Raw genomic sequence first — 18107 nt, forward strand, 5'->3', positions numbered from 1 at the left:
CGGCAGCGCCGGCCGTACGCGTCGTCGACGCGGTCGACTTCACCGGCCGTCCGCGACGGCTGCGCGCCCTCACGCGCTGTCGATCAGTGAACCCGCCCGCTCGGTGCGCTGGTATAACACGTGGCGACCGTGCTGGTGTCTGCTGACCAGCCTGGCGCGGTGCAGGGCACCCAGGTGATAGGAGACCGTGCTGGCGGCCACCCCGTGTCGGGTAGCCAGTTCCGCGGTCGACCGGGCGACCCCGAGGTCGGTCAGCAGGAGCGCGCGGGTGACGCCGAGCACGTCGGGGAGCGCGACCGGGCCGCGGCGGTCGACGGTGCCGAGGCGTCCCGCCGGGTAGTACACCGTCGTCTGCGATGCCTGGTCGACCTGGAACATGAGGGTCGGCCAACTCAGCGCGGTGGGGGTCAGGACGAAACCATGATCCGACAGGTCGACGGCATGCTCGTGGTGCGTATCGATCCTCAGGGAATCGCGGATCCAGTGCACTGCGGGATGGAGCCCGTCGAGCACCTGGCCGATGCCGTGCCGGGCCGCCACCCCCGACCGTTCGGCGATGTCCCGGTCCAGGACAGTGCGCAACGACGGCCAGTCGTCACGGAGCGTGTCGTGCCAGAACCTCGCAATGCCGGCGGCGAGCCGCCGGGGTAGCCGCCCCGACTCGGCGAGCCGGCGGATGCGGGTAGGCAGGCGAGGGCCGGCATGCGTCGGAACCGCCCTGAGGACCTGGGCGTCGACGTCCTCCTGCGGGCTCGCCTCGATCTCGGCCAGTTGCGCGTCCAGGATCTTGTCCGCCGGCCCGGGGCGCGGCTGCGGCGTCAACAGATCCGGCATGTAGGAACTGCTGCCCGCGGTCAGCAGAGCGACGAGCAACTCCACGTCGGGATGCCGCAGGGCGGCGCGGGCGCCGGGGCCGGGAGCGCCGAACACTGGATGCCGCCGGGTCGTCGCCGTCAACTTCAGCCACTCCACCGCCTCGATGGCCGGGGAGACCGACAGCCGGGTGTGGCTCAACGTCTCGACCCCGAACTTCAGCCGAATCATGGCTGTGACTCTACGTCGACTGCGCTCGATTCGAGCAGGCTCGAATCGTTCGACGGCCGTCGCGACCCACTGCATGGTGGAGCTGTCCGGCGGAACTGCCACCGGACCGTGTCTGTGCAAGGAGGATCACGATGCTGAGGGCTTTACCGCGACGAGCGCAAAGTTTGCCTGCCGAACCGGCAAGGGCAAGCATGAAGAAGAGGATCAGCGGGCTCCTCGCCATTGGGTTGGTGTCCGCGCTGATGGGACTGTCTTCCCTTCCTCAGGCAGCAATGGCCGCCGACGAGAAGTGGCCCAAGGAGGGCAGCGCGGGCGGGGTGAGCGTCATCTGGTGGTATGGCCACTGGGAGGGAAAGCATCGCATGAGCGGAATTGACTTCACGTTGTGCGATGGCAACCCCGACAACACCAACGAGGCGACCGCGGCGGTCACGGTGCAGTTGAGGAACCCGACCACCGGCGAGATCACCTGGGAGACGGCGCCCGCAAGAGCGAAGATCTACCAGTACGAAAGGCCCTGTCAGGATTTTTACTGGGAGGTGGGATACGCGAAACAGCTCAGGGCCGTGAAGGTGAATTTCTGGGGAGACGAGTCACCCAGTAGTGGCTCGAGCACGCCCTGGTCCTACAACCCCAATCTCTGATCGGAAAGGCGCGGCCACCGGGTAACGGAAACCGCGTGAAGTGTCACGGCCCGGCTGCCGCGTCAGACCCGGGTCATGGTGGAGGGGTAGCCACCCCCACCCGGGTAGACCCACTCGCCGGTGACCGTGGTGTCGCCGGCACCGAACGTGCCCCGGTAATAGGCCGGGCTGCCTTTCGCTCCACCCCAGATGGTCAGGGTGTCACCGGTCAGTTCGTAGACGTAGTCGAGGGTGTTGCCGGTCGAGTCGTAGAACCGCGACACCACGTCCGCGCTCGGCGGCTCGCCGAAGGGGCGCAGGTTTCCGATCAACTCCAGGCCGGTGACGGGCTGGCCGAACTGGGTGAGCGTGACGCGCTGGAGCAGGAAGTATCCGCCTTCCATCCACTCGTAGGTCACGGTCCCCTCGGCGCCGCCGCTGACCGTCCAGGTGCCGACCAGGCGGTCCAGGGCCTTCAGTTCGGCGCTCGGCTGGTGGGTCTCAGACATCTCGTCCTCCTTGGTGGGCTGTCACCGGTACGTGCGTTGGTGCGGCGCTTCGGCCACTTCGACGTCGCCGAGGACGCCGTGCAGGAGGCGCTGCTCACCGCCAGCCGGGCGTGGCCGGTCGACGGCGTGCCGGAGAACCCGCGAAGCTGGCTGATCCGCATCGGGCGCTACCGGCCACCCGGTGGTCCCGGGCCCGGTCGACGGGGTGCTCCCAGGGACGGGACGCGGCCCGGCGCCGGTGCTCGGTGCGTTGCGGCGCGGCCACTTCGAGCGCCGTGCAGGAGGAGGGGCGTGGCCGGTCGGTCGACGGCGGCGTGCCGAACCCGCGAAGCTGGCTGATCCGCATGATCGGCACGGGTCGACCTGCTCCGCTCGGACGCTGGCGATGCGGGAGCGATGCGGGAGCCGGCCCGGCGGGCACACCCACCGTCGGAGACCGACGACAGCCTCACCCTCCTGCTGCTCTGCTGCCACCCGGCGCTGAGCACCACCTCCCAGGTCGCGCTCACCCTGCGCGCGGTGGGCGGCCTGACGACCGCCGAGATCGCGCACGCCCACGGGACGACCGAAGCCACGATGGGCACCCGGATCAGCCGCGCCAAACAGCAACTGGTCCGCGCCGGCGCCCGCCTCACCCCGCCCACCGACGCCGACCGGGACGCCCGGACGGCCGCCGTGACGCAGGTGCTCTACCTGGTGTTCAACGAGGGCTACACGGCCTCCGCCGGTGCCGAACTCGCCCGCGTCGACCTGACCCGTGAGGCGATCCGGCTGACCCGGATGCTGCGCGCCGCCCCCTGATCCGCGAGGGCACCGACCTGATCGACGGCGTCTGGCACCGGCGCGAGGTGGGCCCGTACCAGTTGCAGGCGGCGATCGCGGCCGTGCACGCCGCCGCCGCGTCGCCGGAGGGCACCGACTGGCCGCAGATCGCCGCGCTGTACCTGTGGCTCGAACGGCTCAACCCCACCGCGCCGGTGCGGCTGAGCCGGGTGGTGGCGGTGGCCCGCGCGTACGGGCCGGTCCGGGGACTGGCCCTGCTCGACGACCTCAACCGGCGGTTCCGACTCGACCGGGAACCGCTGACCCGGCAACGGGAACGCGCGGTGCGCGCCCACCTGCGCGAGACGGCGGGCGACCCGGCCGGCGCGGCGACGCTCTACCGCGAGGCGGCCACCCTGACGCGGAACCAGGTCGAACGAAGGTACCTGCTGGCCCGCGCCGACCGGCTCCGTTGACCGGCCGGTCCGCGAGCGCGGAATTGGCCGTCCCGGTGAGCGGCGCGGGTGACTAGCGTCGACGGGGTGGATATCGCACAGGCGCAGAAGCTGTGGCAGCCGCAGCCGGGTTGGCTGAACACCGCGTCCTACGGGTTGCCGCCCGAGCCGGCGTGGGACGCCGTGCAGGCGGCGTTGGCCGACTGGCGGGTCGGGCGCATCTCGTGGGAGGGCTGGGGCGAGTCCACCGAGCGTTCCCGGGTCGCCTTCGCCGGCCTGGTCGGGGTGCCGGTCGCCGACGTCACGGTGGGCAGCACCGTGTCGCAGTTGCTGGCCCCGGTCGCCGCCGCGCTGCCCGCCGGGGCGACCGTCGTGGTGCCCGAGATCGAGTTCACCTCCAACCTCTTTCCCTGGCTGGCGCAGGTCGAGCGGGGCGTGCGGGTACGCACCGTGCCGGCGGCCGGGCTGGTCGACGCGATCGACGCCGACACCGACCTGGTCGCGTTCAGTCTGGTGCAGTCGGCCGACGGCGCGGTCGCCGCGTACGACGAGATCGTCGCGGCGGCCCGGGCGCACGGCGCCTTCGTCGCGGTCGACGCCACCCAGGCGTGTGGCTGGCTGCCGTTCGACGCGGGCCTCGCCGACGTGGTGACGGTCGGGGCGTACAAGTGGCTGATGGCGCCGCGCGGCTCGGCGTTCGCCTACCTCGCCCCTTCGCTGCGCGAGCGGATGCGTCCCGACGCCGCCGGCTGGTACGCCGGTGCGGACCCGCACGCCTCCTACTACGGCCCGCCGCTGCGCCTCGCCGCCGACGCCCGCCGGTTCGACATCTCGCCGGCCTGGTTCAGCTGGGTCGGCACGGCCCCCGCCCTGGAACTGGTGGCCGAGATCGGCGTGCCGGCCGTGCACGCCCACGACGTCGCCCTGGCCAACCGGTTCCTCGCCGGGCTGGGCCGGCCGCCGGGCGACAGCGCGATCGTCACCGTGGAGGTGCCCGACGCGGCGGCGCGGCTGGAGCGGGCCGGCGTGCGGGCGGCGGTGCGTGCCGGCCGGATCCGGGCGTCCTTCCACATCTACTCGACCCAGGACGACGTCGACCTCGCCCTGGACGCGCTCACCGGCTGAGCCGGGGCGCGTCCGGGCGGGGTCGACGCGGGCCGGTCGTCACTTGGCGCCGGTGATGATTCCCGGGTTGATGCAGAGCCCGGGGCTGCTGCCGTTGCGCTCGGCGATCTCCAGGCACCGCGACACCTTGTCGACCTTGGCGTTGGTCTCGGTGATCTGCTTCTGGATGGCGGCGTTCTTGCGGTCCTGCTCCAGGTTGCGGGTCTGGGCGAGCTTGTCCTGGAAGGCCTTGATGTTGCCCTCGGTCTTGTCGTCATGGTTGACCCGGGTGATCGTCACCGACAGGATGTCGACGTCGCTGGCGAGCCGCGTCTCGGCGCTGGCCTTGATGCTCTCGGCGAAGGGCTTCAGTTCCACGTTGAGGTTGCCGGTGGCCCCGTCGATCTTCTCCAGCGGGTTGTACGTCGAGAAGGCGTCGTTGACGGCGCTGTCGAGCTGCACGCCCACCCGCTGGCCCCGGAAGCTGACGAAGTCGCCCTTGTAGTCCATGAACTGCTTCGGCGCGTTCTCCGGCTTGACCTGCCACTCCACGAGCACCTCGACGCAGGCGTCGGCGAGCGTGCCGGTGCGGACCCGGACGCAGTTGTCGCCGCCGATGTGGTCGTACTTCTGCCGGCCCGCGTCCCACTCGCCGACCTTCTGCCAGGGAGCCACCCACTTCAGGCCCGAGCCGGTGACCTTGCCGGTGGGCTTGTTGAAGCTGGTGACGATGCCGACCGAGCGGATCGGCACGGAGTGGGCGCTGGCGCCGACGGCGAACACGACGGCGCCGACGAGGCACCCGAGCGCCGCCAGGGCGGCGGTCCGCTTCGTCGCCCGGTTCGCGGTGGCGAGCGCGAGCAGGCCGGAGATCGCCAGACCCACGACGAAGATGATCATAACAATGAAGCCGAAGGGCATGCGCTCGGCACCTTTCGCGGAGGGGGCCACCACCCTAGGAGCCCCGGTCAAGGCGGCGCGCGGCTGGCGGGCGCGGGCACCGCCGGCCCGCACGTGATACGGAGCGTGGTTTTCGCGCGAGGCGCATCCACCCGCCGCCCGGCGGACGAAGCACCCTGGTAGTGAACGCCTACCGGGAGAATCGTCTTGGTGCTGACAGATCCCATGCCGGCCGGGGCCGTCGAGGCCGCCCGTAAGCAGATCTCGCTGGCCGCCGAGGACCTCGACAGCAGCCGGGTCGCCCTGCTCGTCGGAGAGGTCGCCGACGTGTGGGGCGCGGCGGCGCTGTGGGAGCAGGTCTGCGTGCCGATGCTGGCCGCGCTGCCCGGACACACCGCCATCGGGGTCGCCGTGGAGCATGCCCTCGCCGAGGGCGTCCGCGTCGGCCTGGACGCGTTCCGGCGCGTGCCGGGCCGGCCCCTGCCCACCGGTGGCGTCCTGCTCGCCGGCGCCGAGCAGGAGACGCACGGCCTCGGGCTGCACGCGTTGGCCGCCGCGCTGCGCGAGCGGTCCCGGGGCAGCCTGCTGTTCGGGCCGGCCCTGCCGTGGACGGCTCTCGCCAGCGCCGCCCGTCGCGTCCGCCCCCGCATCGTCGTGCTCTGGGCACAGACGCCGGTCACCGGCCGCGCGTACCGCCTGGTCCGCTTCGCCCGCGACTTCCCGACGACCCGGGTGTACGGCGCCGGGCCCGGCTGGATCGAGCCGGTCGGTGCGCCGGCGGCCCGGCTGTCCACGCTCCCCGCCGCCGTGGCGGCCTGCGCCGCGCCCCGTCCCGGTCGTGCCGGCCCGGCGCACTGACCGCCGCCCGACTCGTGACGGCCGTCACACACGATACGGATCGGTTCCGTATCGATAATGTCGCGCCTACGCTGGCGGCTAATTACGAGTCTGACCCGTATCGGAACGGGGAGTCGGGGGAGAACGCGAAGATGCCACCGTACGAGAACACGGGCCACCCCAGGAGGTGGGCGATCCTCGGGGTGCTGGTGATCAGCCTGCTCGTGGTCGTCCTGGACAACACGATCCTCAACGTCGCGCTGCGGACACTCGCCGACCCGGTGCACGGCCTCGGCGCGACCCAGGGCGAGCTGGAATGGTCGATCAACTCCTACACGCTGGTCTTCGCCGGGCTGCTGTTCACCTTCGGCATCCTCGGTGACCGGGCCGGGCGCAAACGCATCCTGCTGGTCGGCCTGGTGCTCTTCGGGCTGGCGTCGCTGCTGTCGGCGTACGCGCAGAGCCCGGCGCAGCTCGTCGCGGCCCGCGCGCTGATGGGGGTCGGCGGCGCGGCCATCATGCCGGTCACGCTCTCGATCATCTCCAACGTCTTCGACCCCCGCGAGCGGGGCCGGGCGATCGGCGTCTGGGCCAGCGCCGTCGGCCTGGCCGTGGCCATCGGCCCGATCCTCGGCGGCGCGCTGCTGGAGCACTACTGGTGGGGCTCGGTCTTCCTGATCAACGTGCCGGTGGTGGCGCTCGGCGTGGTGCTGGTGGCGCTGCTGGTGCCCGAGTCGCGGGACCCGAGCCCGGGGCGCGTCGACGTCGTCGGCGTGCTGTTGTCGGTGGTCGGGCTCGTCGCGCTGACGTACGGCATCATCGACGGCGGCGAGCACGGCTTCGCCCGCCCGCTGGTCTGGGTCGCGATCCTCGGCGGCCTGGCGGTGCTCGCCTGGTTCGTCGCGTACGAGCGCCGCACCGACCACCCGTCGCTGGACGTGCGGCTGTTCCGGGTGCCCCGCTTCGCCGCCCCGGTCGCCATCGTCGGGCTGGTCTTCTTCGCCGCGATGGGCGTGATGTTCTTCAGCTCGTTCTACCTGCAACTGGTGCGCGGCCTCAGCCCGTTGCAGACCGGCCTGCTCTACCTGCCCTTCGCCGCGGCGCAGCTCGTCTTCGCCCCGAGCAGCGCGGCGATGGTCCGCCGCTACGGCGGCCGGGCCGTCGCGACGGTCGGGCTGACGCTGACCGTGGTCGCGCTCGGCGCGTTCGCCCTCGTCGACGCCACCACCCCGATCTGGGTGGTGCTGGTCATCCTCTTCCTCCAGGGCACCGGGATGGCCAACATCATGCCCCCGGCCACGGAGTCCATCATGTCCGCGCTGCCCCGGGAGAAGGCCGGCGTCGGCTCGGCGGTCAGCAACACGGTCCGGCAGGTGGCCGGCGCCCTCGGTGTGGCGGTGCTCGGTTCGGTGCTCTCGGCGGTCTACCGCGCCGACGTCGAGCCCGCCCTGCGGGACCTGCCCGCCGGGGCGCGCGAGGCGGCCGGCGAGTCCATCTCCGGCGCGTACGCCGCCGCGGATCGGCTCGGGCCGGCGGCGCCGCAGCTGATCGCGGTCGCCGACGAGGCGTTCCTGGCCGCGATGCACTGGGCGGCGGGCCTCGCCGCCGCGGTCGCCGTCCTCGGCATCCTCGTGGTGCTGCGCTGGATGCCCGGCCGTCCCGCCGCCGGGGCGGGCGCGCCGGAGCAGGTGGGGGAACCCGAGTTGGCCGGGACCGCCTGACTTCGGGAACAATGTCCGACATGACTTCCACCGCCGACGCTCCTCGGCCGCCCGGGCGGCCGAGGAGCGTCCGCGCGGACGAGGCGATCATCGAGGCGACCCTCGACCTGCTCGCCGAGGGCAGCACGACCGAGGCGATCTCGATCGAGGCGATCGCCGCCCGCGCCGGGGTCGGCAAGGCGACCATCTACCGCCGCTGGCCGGGCAAGGGAGCGCTGCTGCACGACGCCCTGCGGACGCTCAAGGGCAGCCCGCCGCAGCCCACCGGCGCCTCGGTCCGCGACGACCTGCTCCTGCTGGTCGGCGCGGTCGGTCACCACATCGACTCCCGGGCGGCGCGGATCATGCCCTGCCTGGTGCCGGAGGTCAACCGCACCCCTGAGCAGTACCAGCTCTACCAGAGCATCATCGAGCCCCGGCGCGAGCTGATGCGCGAGGTGCTGCGGCGCGGGGTGCGCTCCGGCGAGCTGCGCGCGGATCTCGACGTCGAGGTCGCCATGGCGATGCTGACCGGTCCGATGCTGGTGCAGCGGATGCTGCGCTGGCACCCCGGCCTCGACGAGGCGACCCTGCCCGAGCGGCTCGTCGACGCCGTCCTCGACGGCCTGCGCCCCCGCTGAGCACCCGGCCCGGCCACCGCGGTTGCGGGCGTGTCGGCGGGCCGGCGTGTCCCCGGCGGTGGGGCGCGGCCGGGCTCGGTAGGGTGTCGAACACACGTACTGCTGGCGTTGGGGAGGAGGCGGCGTGCGCGTGCTCGGCGTCGACCCGGGGCTGACCCGGTGCGGGGTCGGCGTGGTCGAGGGCGTGCCGGGTCGGCCCTGCACGCTGATCGCCTACTACGTCGTCCACACCGATCCCGGCGACGAGTTGCCGACACGCCTGCTGCATCTGGACCGCGCCCTCACCGACCTGGTCGCCGAGCACCGGCCGGACAGCGTCGCCGTGGAGCGGGTCTTCAGCCAGCACAACGTCCGCACGGTGATGGGCACCGCCCAGGCCAGCGGGATCGCCGTGCTCGCCGGCGCCCGCGCCGGGCTGCCCGTGCAGACCTACACCCCCAGCGAGGTGAAGGCGGCCGTGACCGGCTCCGGCAAGGCCGACAAGGCACAGATCACCGCCATGGTCACCCGGCTGCTGCGGCTGGCCGAGCCGCCGAAGCCGGCCGACGCCGCCGACGCCCTGGCCCTGGCCATCTGTCACGTGTGGCGCGGCGGGACGCGGTCCAAACTGGCCGAGGCGGCCGAGCGGGTACGACGAGGAGGAACCAGATGATCGCCAGTGTGCGCGGGGTGGTGACCGCGACCGGTCCGGACCACGCCGTGGTGGAGGTCGGCGGGGTGGGCCTGGCGGTGCAGTGCGCCCCGGGCACCCTCGCGGACCTGCGGGTGGGCCAGCCCGCCCGGCTGGCGACCAGCCTGGTCGTCCGGGAGGATTCGCTCACCCTCTACGGCTTCCCCGACGATGACGCCAAGCAGCTCTTCGAGCTGCTCCAGACCGCCAGCGGCGTCGGCCCCCGGCTGGCCCAGGCCGCGCTCGCCGTGCACACCCCCGACGCGATGCGCCGGGCGATCGCGGGCGCCGACACGGCCGCCCTGACCCGGGTGCCCGGCATCGGCAAGAAGGGCGCCGAGCGCCTGGTCCTGGAGCTGCGCGACCGCGTCGGCCCGGTGGCGGTCGGCGCCGACGGCGCCGCCGGGGTGACCGGCGGCGCCTGGCCCGAGCAGGTGCGGCAGGCGCTCGTCGGGCTGGGCTGGACGGCCGGTCAGGCCGACCAGGCGGTGGCCGTGGTGGCGGAGAGCGTCGACGGCGAGGTCCCGCCCGTGCCGGTGCTGCTCAAGCAGGCCATCCGGCTGCTGGGCCGCACCCGGTGAGCGGCCCCGACGGGGGTCTGGTCTCCGCGTACGTCCACGACGCCGACCTGGACGCGGAGGCCAGCGTCCGGCCGAAGCGGCTGGCCGAGTTCATCGCCCAGCACCGGGTCCGCGACCAGCTCGACCTGCTGTTGCAGGGCGCGATGCGGCGCGGTTCGCCGCCCGACCACATCCTGCTGTCGGGGCCGCCCGGTCTCGGCAAGACGACGCTGGCCAACATCGTCGCCGCCGAGCTGGGTGCCGGCCTGCGCATCACCAGCGGGCCGGCGATCGAGCGCTCGGGCGACCTGGCGGCGATCCTGACCGGCCTCGCCGAGGGCGACGTGCTCTTCATCGACGAGATCCACCGGATCGCCAAGCCGGCCGAGGAGCTGCTCTACAGCGCGATGGAGGACTTCCGGGTCGACGTGGTCGTGGGCAAGGGGCCGGGCGCGACCGCCATCCCGCTGGACGTCGAGCCGTTCACCCTGGTCGGCGCGACCACCCGCTCCGGCCTGCTCACCGGGCCGATGCGCGACCGGTTCGGCTTCGTGGCGCACCTCGACTTCTATTCGCCGGCCGACCTGGAGGTGTTGCTGCGCCGCTCCGCCCGGATCCTCGGCGTGCCGATCACCGACGACGGCGCCGTCGAGGTCGCCGGCCGGTCCCGGGGCACGCCCCGGATCGCCAACCGTCTGCTGCGCCGGGTCCGCGATTTCGCCGAGGTCCGCGCCGACGGTGTGGTCACCCTGGAGACCGCCCGGGCCGCGTTGAAGGTGTACGACGTCGACGCGCTGGGCCTGGACCGGCTGGACCGGGCGGTGCTGACGGCGCTGGTCGACTCCTTCCGGGGCGGGCCGGTCGGCCTGTCGACGCTGGCCGTGGCGGTGGGGGAGCAGCCAGACACGGTCGAGGAGGTCTGCGAGCCCTTCCTCGTGCGGGCCGGGCTGCTGGCCCGTACGCCGCGCGGGCGGGTCGCCACGGCGGCCGCCTGGCGGCACCTGGGCCGTACGCCCCCGAATGGTACATTTGGTGCGGATGCCCCTCCCGTGCCCGATCTGTTCTCGGTGGACGCCGATCAGCCGTGATGCGACCGTGATCTGTGCCGCATTCGGCGTTCCCAGGTGCAGGGATTAGACTCGCGCCGGTCTGTACAGGACGTGAGAATCCGCCTCCGCTCCGGCGCGCCCGCGCCGGGACGGAAGCCAATGGGAAGGTCTTTCACCGTGCTTTACGCAGCAGAGGGCGGCGGGGGTGCCGGCAGCCTGACGCCGATCCTCATGATCGCTCTGCTCTTCGGCGTCATGTACTTCATGATGATCCGGCCCCAGCAGAAGCGCCGTCGCGAGGCGGAGTCGATGCAGTCCGCCCTCGCCCCCGGCGACGAGGTGGTCACCATCGGTGGGCTCTACGGCACGGTCACCGGCGTGGACGACGACACCGTCCTGCTCGAGGTCGCTCCCGGCGTGCAGACCCGCTACGCCCGCCCGGCGATCGCCCGGGTGGTCAGCCAGGCGGAGCGTCCCGCCGAGCCGGTCGCCGAGGACGCGGACGTCGTCAAGGAGTGAGACGCCCCCGCCCCCGACGGGTGGCGGTCGCCGGAATTCCGGTGAACGTCGCGCCCGACGGGGCAGCGGAGGCGACGGGAAAACTGGATAGTTGGGCCCGGTGCCGGAGGCCGGCCCGCCCGCGTTCCGCTCGGCGCCCCGCGCCGAGGCTCCGGAACCCGGGATGCCCGCCTCCGACACCGGGCCGTCGGAACCGCCGGCCGGACCGGCCGACCCCCGCCGCACCAGCGGCGCGACCGTACAGGGAGACAGGTAAGCCGTGGCACCACCTCAGGGACAGATGCGCCCCGGGCGGCAGTTGGCCGTGCTCGGGCTCATCTTCGTGGTCCTTTATCTCATGGTGTTCTTCGCGGGCGGCGCCAGCGGCGGTCTGAAGGACCGGCTCGAGCCAAAACTCGGCCTGGACCTCGTCGGTGGCACGCGGCTGACGCTGGAGGCGACCAACACCGTCAACGGCGAGGCCCCGACGGCGGAGAACCTCGAAGAGGCTCGCCAGATCATCGAGAGCCGGGTGAACGCCTTCGGCGTCGCCGAGGCCGAGGTGGTCACCGAGGGCAACCGCAACATCGTGATCTCCCTGCCCGGTGAGAACCGGGACATCACCGAGGTGGGCAGCGCCGCCGAGCTGCGCTTCCGCAAGGTGCTCAAGGCCGCCGACGGCAGCGGTGCCGCCGCCGCCCCGGCGCCCGCCACGCCCGCCCCGTCGGGCAGCGCGACCCCGGCCCCGTCGGGCAGCGCCGCCCCCTCGGGCAGCGCCGCCCCGAAGGCGACCGCGTCGCCGAGCGGCGGTCAGGGTGGGATGGCCCCGGCACCGAGCGCCAGCGCGTCCGCCTCGCCGAGCGCCGCCCCGTCCTCCGCCGCCGCGACCCCGGCGCCGAGCGCGAGCGCGCAGCCCGTGCCGCAGAGCGTCGAGCAGCAGCGCAAGGCCGTCGAGCAGAAGGTCGGCGCGGCCGCGTGGGCCGCCGCGAGCGGTCTGCAGGCCCCGGCCGACCTGGCTGCCGACCCGTCGCTGGCGGAGAAGCTCAAGCCGTTCGCCGCCCTCGATCCGCGCGAGGTCGCGGTGCTGCCGGCGAACGTGCAGTTCAACGTGCCGCAGATCAGTTGCGCCCAGCTCGACAAGCGCCCGCCGGCGTCGATCTCCGCCCCCGACCAGCAGGTGGTGGCCTGCGAGGACGGCGCCGCGAAATACCTGCTCGACCAGGCGAAGGTGCTCGGCACCGACGTGGACGACGCCAGCGGCGTGCTCGACCAGACCAGCTCCTGGGTGGTCAGCCTGGACTTCTCCAGCAAGGGCCAGGAGAAGTGGACCAACCTGACCCGCGAGGCGTTCAACAACGAGGCGCAGGCCTGCGACGCCACCGCGCTCGGCCAGGACGGCAAGTGCCGCGTGGCGGTCGTGCTCGACAACGAGATCGTCTCCTCGCCCGAGATCCAGGGCGTGCTGACGGGCAACTCGCAGATCACCGGCAACTTCACCCAGCGGGACGCCAACACCCTCGCCGGCCAGCTTCGCTACGGCGCGCTCCCGGTGACCTTCGAGGCGCAGGAGCAGCAGAACGTCACCGCCACCCTGGGCGCCAGCCACCTGCGGGCCGGTCTGCTCGCGGCGGGCATCGGCATGCTGCTGGTCATCATCTACTCGTTCTTCTACTACCGCCTGCTCGGCTCGGTGATCTTCCTGAGCCTGATCCTCTCGGCGCTGCTGGTCTTCGGCGCGCTGGTGGTGCTCGGCCGGCAGATCGGCTTCACCCTCACCCTCGCCGGCATCGCCGGCATGATCGTCTCGCTCGGTGTGGCGGCGGACTCGTTCGTCATCTACTTCGAACGGCTCAAGGACGAGATCCGGGAGGGGCGAAGCCCTCGTAGCGCCGTGCCGCGTGCCTGGACCCGGGCCCGCCGCACGATCATCTCGGCCAACGCCATCACGCTGATGTCCGCGGTGGTGCTCTACGTGGTCTCGGTCGGCACGGTGAAGGGCTTCGCCTTCGCCCTGGGCCTGGCCACCGTGCTGGACCTGGTCGTGGTCTTCCTCTTCCGGCATCCGATCATGACGATGTTCGCCCGCACCTCCGCCTTCCTGTCGCCACAGGTCAGTGGCCTCGGCCGGGCGCTCCCACCCCGAACGGCCGAGCCGACCAAGCCCCGCAACCCGCGCGTCAAGGAGGCCTGAGATGGCTGCCAAGAGTGGTCTCGCGAGCCGCCTCTACCGCGGTGAGGCCGGCCTCGACATCATCGGCCGGCGCAAGCTCTGGTTCGGCGTCGCGCTCGGGCTGATCCTGCTGGCGCTGCTCAGCTTCGGGCTGCGCGGCTTCAGCCTCGGCATCGAGTTCGCCGGCGGCAACTCCTTCCAGATCCCGGCGAGCGTCGGCACCCTGGAGCAGACCGAGATCAAGGTCGAGGACGCGCTCGCGGCGGCCGGCGGCGGCGCCGAGGTGGTCACCACGCAGGAGGTGGGCGGCACCAGCGGCAACTTCTACGAGGTGCGGACCACGCAGCTCAGCGCGGAGCAGGCCAACGACGTCAAGACGGAGATGGCCAGCGAGTTCGGCATCGACGCGGCGACCATCAGCGGCAACCAGGTCAGCGAGGCGTGGGGCAGCCAGGTCACCTCGCGGGCGCTGCTCGGTCTGGTCATCTTCATTGCGGTGGTGATGGTCTACCTGATCCTGCGCTTCGAGTGGCGGATGGCCGTCGCCGCGGTCTCGTCGCTGGTCATGAACCTGGTCCTCACCGCCGGCGTCTACTCGCTGGTCGGCTTCGAGGTGACGCCGTCGACGGTCATCGGCTTCCTCACGATCCTGGGCTTCGCGCTCTACGACGTGGTGGTGGTCTTCGACAAGGTGCAGGAGAACACCCGGGGAATCACCGCCAACAACAACCAGACGTACGGCGAGGCTGCCAACCTGGCGATCAACCAGAGCCTCATGCGGTCGCTGAACACCTCGGTGGTCGCGCTGCTGCCGGTCGGTGGTCTGCTCTTCATCGGTGCCGGCCTGCTCGGCGCGGGCACCCTCAAGGACCTCGGCCTGGTGCTCTTCGTCGGTATGGCGGTGGCGTTCCTGACCTCGATCCTGCTGGCCACGCCACTGCTGGTCGCGCTCAAGAACTACGACCCGCGGATCCAGGCGCACAACAAGCGGGTGCTGGCCCGCCGGGGCGCGGTCGGCCGGGGCGAGGTGGCCCCGAAGGGTGTCGCGCCGCGCGCCGCCGAGCCCGACGACGAGCCGGTCGACCCGGAGTCGGCGGCGCTGGCCGGCGTCGCGCCGAAGGTGGGCGCCCGACCGGCCGGCAAGCGGGCGACCGGCGCCCGCGGCGGCCGGCCGGCAGGTGGCGGCGGCAACCGCCCCGGCGGTGCCAAGCGGCGCTGAGCCGGGCCGGGCAGACCCGGTAGGAACCGATGCGACGGCGTCCTTCATGCTGTGCGAGCAGCATGCAGGACGCCGTCGTCGTGAAGGGGAGCGGAACTGCCGTGACGGAGATCCACAGCACCGGCGTACGGGGAGACAGCGGCCCGGACACGGCCGCGCTGGTCGCCAGCCGGGTGCTCGACGTGCCCGACTTCCCCAAGCCCGGTGTCATGTTCAAGGACCTGATGCCGTTGTTCGCCGACGGCGACGCGTTCCGTGAGGTGATCGACGGGATCGTCGCGTACCACGGGCGGGAGTCGTTCGACGTCGTCGTCGGCATCGAGGCGCGGGGGTTCGTGGTCGCGGCGGCCATCGCGTACGCGACGGGGCTCGGTGTGGTGCCGGTGCGCAAGGCCGGCAAGCTGCCCCGCCCGGCCTACTCGGCCTCCTACGCCCTGGAGTACGGCGAGGCCACGCTGGAGGTGCACGAGGACGCCTTCACCGCCGGGCACCGGGTGCTGGTGGTCGACGACGTGCTGGCCACCGGTGGGACCGCCGAGGCGACGCTGGACCTGGTGGAGCGGGCCGGCGGGACCGTGGCCGGCTTCACCGTCCTGCTGGAGCTCGGCTTCCTCGGCGGCCGGAAGCGGCTGGCCCCGCGTCCGGTCCATGCCCTGCTGACCGTGTGACCGCGCCGCCGTCCCGGACGGGGCCGGGGGGACCGTCCGGCGGAGCGGCGGGGCACGGTGTGTGCGGGTAGGATTGCCCTTTGCTGACCGGGCGGGAGCCGCCCGGGTGGCGTGAGACCAGGCCGGCCGCCCCACGGTCGGTGTTTTCCCGGCGAGCGGTGAGGAGGCCGGTGTCCCACGATGTCGCCCCTCCGGTGGAGGGCACGGTGCACCCGACAGGCGACGCGGACGGCTCGGCGACCGCACGGCACGGTGACGCGCCGGTGCGGGAGGCGGGCCCCGGCCCGGCCGAGCCCGTACGCCCCGAGGTGACGCGCGCGGCGGCGGACAACGCGGCCACGCCGGTCGAGGGGGTCGTGCTGCCGTTCTCCGGCGACGGCGCCGTCGACGACGGAGACGATCCCGCGCCGAGCGCCGGCTTCGCGCTCTCCACGGCGCCCACCGGCCGCCGGGTCCGGGCGCGGTTGGCGCGGTTCAACGCGCCGTGGCAGTCCTCGCAGGTCAGCGAGGTGCTGGAGCCGCTGATCTCGACCCACCGGGATGCCCACCCCAAGGCCGACGCGCGGCTGTTGCAGCGCGCGTTCGACACCGCGGCGCGCTGGCACTCGGGGCAGTACCGCAAGTCGGGCGACCCCTACATCACCCACCCGCTGGCCGTGGCGACGATCCTGGCCAACCTGGGGATGGACACCACCACCCTGGTGGCCGCGCTGCTGCACGACACCATCGAGGACACGGAATACACCCTCGACCAGATGCGGGCCGACTTCGGCGGCGAGGTGGCGCTGCTGGTCGACGGGGTGACGAAGCTCGACAAGGTCAAGCTGGGCGACGCGGCCAAGGCCGAGACGATCCGCAAGATGGTCGTCGCGATGGCCAAGGACCCGCGGGTGCTGGTGATCAAGCTGGCCGACCGGCTGCACAACATGCGTACCCTGACCTTCCTGCCGCGTCCGAAGCAGGAGCAGAAGGCCAAGGAGACGCTGGAGATCCTGGCCCCGCTGGCCCACCGGCTCGGTATGAACACGATCAAGTGGGAGCTGGAGGATCTCGCCTTCGGCACGCTCTTCCCGAAGCGCTACGAGGAGATCAACCGCCTCATCGGGGAGCACCAGCCGCAGCGCGAGGCGCTGCTGCGCCAGGTCACCCAGAAGGTGCAGACCGACCTTAAGGCCGCCAAGATCAAGGCGGAGACCACCGGGCGCCCGAAGCACCTCTACTCGATCTACCAGAAGATGATCGTGCGGGGGCGCGACTTCAACGACATCTACGACCTGGTCGGCGTGCGGATCCTGGTCGACACGGTGCGGGACTGCTACGCGGCGCTGGGGGTCATCCACGCCAACTGGCAGCCGGTGCCGGGCCGGTTCAAGGACTACATCGCCATGCCCAAGTTCAACATGTACCAGTCGTTGCACACGACTGTCATCGGGCCCACCGGCAAGCCGGTGGAGATGCAGATCCGCACGTACGCGATGCACCGCACCGCGGAGTTCGGCATCGCCGCGCACTGGAAATACAAGGAGCACAAGGGCACCCAGATCGTCGGGCCGCCCGCGCACATCGACGAGATGACCTGGCTGCGTCAGCTGCTGGACTGGCAGCGGGAGGCGGCCGACCCGAGCGAGTTCCTCGACGCGCTGCGCTTCGACCTGTCCAGCCAGGAGGTGTACGTCTTCACCCCGAAGGGTGACGTCATCCCGCTGCCGACCGGCTCGACGCCCGTGGACTTCGCGTACGCGGTGCACACCGAGGTGGGGCACAAGTGCATCGGGGCACGGGTCAACGGCAAGCTGGTGCCGCTGGAGTCGACGCTGTCCAACGGCGACGTGATCGAGATCTTCACGTCGAAGTCCGAGACGGCCGCCCCGACACAGGACTGGCTGGGCTTCGTCAAGAGCCCTCGGGCGCGCACGAAGATCCGGCAGTACTTCAACAAGGAGCGCCGCGAGGAGGCGATCGAGGCCGGCAAGGACGCGATCGTCAAGGCGATGCGCAAGCAGGGCATGCCGTTGCAGCGGATGCTGACCTCCGACGCGCTGATGGCGATCGCCCGCGACCTGCACCTGGCCGACGTGGCCTCGCTGTACGCCGCCGTCGGCGACAGCCAGGTCTCCGCGCAGTCGGTGGTGCAGAAGCTGATGGCCACGTACGGCGGCGAGGAGGGCGCGGCGGAGGACATCGCCGAGACCGCCGTCGCCACCCGGCCGCCGCGCAGCCGGCAGAGCAGCGCCGATCCCGGTGTGGTGGTGCGCGGGGTCAGCGACGTGTGGATCAAGCTGGCGCGCTGCTGCACGCCCGTACCCCCGGATTCGGTCTTCGGGTTCGTGACCCGCTCCGGTGGGGTCAGCGTGCACCGCGACGACTGCGCCAACGCCGAGGACCTGCGCGCGCAGGTCGAGCGGGTCGTCGAGGTGAGCTGGAAGCTCACCTCCGCGTCGACGTTCCTGGTCGCCATCCAGGTGGAGGCGCTGGACCGGCACAAGTTGCTCGCCGACGTGACCCGGGTGCTCTCCGAGGAGCGGGTCAACATCCTCTCCGCGACGGTCACCACCACCCGCGACCGGGTGGCGGTGAGCCGGTTCAGCTTCGAGATGGCCGATCCGAAGCACCTGGGCCACCTGCTGGCCGCGGTCCGCAAGGTCGACGGCGTCTTCGACGCCTACCGGGTCACCTCCGGGGCCTGACGCCCACCACA

19 protein-coding genes are annotated in these 18107 nt (G+C 72.2%); 16 read left to right on the forward strand and 3 right to left on the reverse strand.

The genetic code is table 11. The features are described from left to right. Positions 1 to 69: 69 nt before the first annotated feature. Positions 70 to 1044 (reverse strand): DUF5937 family protein, encoded by a 975-nt coding sequence (locus tag ACQ452_RS10505; protein ID WP_433392679.1) that lies wholly within the window; start codon positions 1042 to 1044, stop codon positions 70 to 72. 191 nt (positions 1045 to 1235) lie between these two features. Here ACQ452_RS10505 and ACQ452_RS10510 point away from each other — a divergent pair, with 191 nt between their 5' ends. Further along, positions 1236 to 1688, forward strand: a complete 453-nt coding sequence (locus tag ACQ452_RS10510) for a hypothetical protein (RefSeq protein ID WP_433392680.1) — start codon at positions 1236 to 1238, stop codon at positions 1686 to 1688. Between the two features lie 62 nt (positions 1689 to 1750). Here ACQ452_RS10510 and ACQ452_RS10515 read toward each other — a convergent pair whose 3' ends face one another. After that, positions 1751 to 2176 carry a hypothetical protein gene (locus ACQ452_RS10515; protein ID WP_433392682.1) on the reverse strand — a complete coding sequence of 142 codons (426 nt, stop codon included), beginning with the start codon at positions 2174 to 2176 and terminating at the stop codon, positions 1751 to 1753. Between the two features lie 78 nt (positions 2177 to 2254). Between ACQ452_RS10515 and ACQ452_RS10520 the strand changes: the two genes are divergently transcribed. The 4 genes from ACQ452_RS10520 to ACQ452_RS10535 all read left to right on the forward strand — a co-directional run bounded on the left by ACQ452_RS10520 (position 2255) and on the right by ACQ452_RS10535 (position 4518). Beyond that, on the forward strand, positions 2255 to 2515 hold the full coding sequence (locus ACQ452_RS10520; RefSeq protein WP_433394083.1) for a hypothetical protein: 261 nt from the start codon (positions 2255 to 2257) through the stop codon (positions 2513 to 2515). 57 nt (positions 2516 to 2572) lie between these two features. Then, complete coding sequence (locus tag ACQ452_RS10525) at positions 2573 to 2977, forward strand: DUF6596 domain-containing protein (protein WP_433392684.1); 405 nt, start codon at positions 2573 to 2575, stop codon at positions 2975 to 2977. Between the two features lie 47 nt (positions 2978 to 3024). Then, the gene (locus ACQ452_RS10530; protein ID WP_433392686.1) at positions 3025 to 3414 is read left to right on the forward strand and encodes a hypothetical protein; all 390 of its coding nucleotides are present in this window, start codon (positions 3025 to 3027) and stop codon (positions 3412 to 3414) included. Positions 3415 to 3480: 66 nt separating this feature from the next. After that, entirely contained in the window at positions 3481 to 4518 is a 1038-nt protein-coding gene (locus ACQ452_RS10535; protein ID WP_433392688.1) for an aminotransferase class V-fold PLP-dependent enzyme, read from the forward strand. Positions 4519 to 4557: 39 nt separating this feature from the next. Here ACQ452_RS10535 and ACQ452_RS10540 read toward each other — a convergent pair whose 3' ends face one another. Beyond that, positions 4558 to 5418 carry an SPFH domain-containing protein gene (locus ACQ452_RS10540; protein WP_433392690.1) on the reverse strand — a complete coding sequence of 287 codons (861 nt, stop codon included), beginning with the start codon at positions 5416 to 5418 and terminating at the stop codon, positions 4558 to 4560. 189 nt (positions 5419 to 5607) lie between these two features. On the opposite strand from ACQ452_RS10540, the gene ACQ452_RS10545 reads away from it, so the two are divergent. The 11 genes from ACQ452_RS10545 (at position 5608) to ACQ452_RS10595 (ending at position 18096) form a co-directional block, all read left to right on the forward strand. Further along, entirely contained in the window at positions 5608 to 6255 is a 648-nt protein-coding gene (locus ACQ452_RS10545) for a transcriptional regulator (protein WP_433392692.1), read from the forward strand. Between the two features lie 131 nt (positions 6256 to 6386). Then, positions 6387 to 7955, forward strand: a complete 1569-nt coding sequence (locus tag ACQ452_RS10550; protein ID WP_433392693.1) for an MFS transporter — start codon at positions 6387 to 6389, stop codon at positions 7953 to 7955. Between the two features lie 11 nt (positions 7956 to 7966). After that, entirely contained in the window at positions 7967 to 8575 is a 609-nt protein-coding gene (locus ACQ452_RS10555) for a TetR/AcrR family transcriptional regulator (RefSeq protein ID WP_433392694.1), read from the forward strand. 124 nt (positions 8576 to 8699) lie between these two features. After that, entirely contained in the window at positions 8700 to 9227 is a 528-nt protein-coding gene (gene ruvC, locus ACQ452_RS10560) for a crossover junction endodeoxyribonuclease RuvC (RefSeq protein WP_433392696.1), read from the forward strand. Beyond that, positions 9224 to 9826 carry a Holliday junction branch migration protein RuvA gene (gene ruvA, locus ACQ452_RS10565; protein ID WP_433392698.1) on the forward strand — a complete coding sequence of 201 codons (603 nt, stop codon included), beginning with the start codon at positions 9224 to 9226 and terminating at the stop codon, positions 9824 to 9826. Before ruvC ends, ruvA begins: the two co-directional genes overlap by 4 nt. Beyond that, on the forward strand, positions 9823 to 10893 hold the full coding sequence (ruvB, locus tag ACQ452_RS10570) for a Holliday junction branch migration DNA helicase RuvB (protein ID WP_433392700.1): 1071 nt from the start codon (positions 9823 to 9825) through the stop codon (positions 10891 to 10893). The genes ruvA and ruvB overlap by 4 nt, the downstream gene beginning before the upstream one ends. Before the next feature lie 138 nt (positions 10894 to 11031). Beyond that, the gene (yajC, locus tag ACQ452_RS10575) at positions 11032 to 11373 is read left to right on the forward strand and encodes a preprotein translocase subunit YajC (protein ID WP_433392702.1); all 342 of its coding nucleotides are present in this window, start codon (positions 11032 to 11034) and stop codon (positions 11371 to 11373) included. Between the two features lie 259 nt (positions 11374 to 11632). After that, complete coding sequence (secD, locus tag ACQ452_RS10580) at positions 11633 to 13543, forward strand: protein translocase subunit SecD (protein WP_433392704.1); 1911 nt, start codon at positions 11633 to 11635, stop codon at positions 13541 to 13543. Between the two features lies 1 nt (position 13544). Continuing rightward, entirely contained in the window at positions 13545 to 14741 is a 1197-nt protein-coding gene (secF, locus tag ACQ452_RS10585) for a protein translocase subunit SecF (protein ID WP_433392706.1), read from the forward strand. Between the two features lie 101 nt (positions 14742 to 14842). Continuing rightward, complete coding sequence (locus ACQ452_RS10590) at positions 14843 to 15409, forward strand: adenine phosphoribosyltransferase (RefSeq protein WP_433392708.1); 567 nt, start codon at positions 14843 to 14845, stop codon at positions 15407 to 15409. Positions 15410 to 15579: 170 nt separating this feature from the next. Next, the gene (locus ACQ452_RS10595; RefSeq protein ID WP_433392710.1) at positions 15580 to 18096 is read left to right on the forward strand and encodes a RelA/SpoT family protein; all 2517 of its coding nucleotides are present in this window, start codon (positions 15580 to 15582) and stop codon (positions 18094 to 18096) included. Positions 18097 to 18107 lie beyond the last annotated feature (11 nt).

Origin of the sequence: Micromonospora sp. KLBMP9576 (assembly GCF_050941805.1) — a bacterium.
Classification (GTDB): domain Bacteria; phylum Actinomycetota; class Actinomycetes; order Mycobacteriales; family Micromonosporaceae; genus Micromonospora.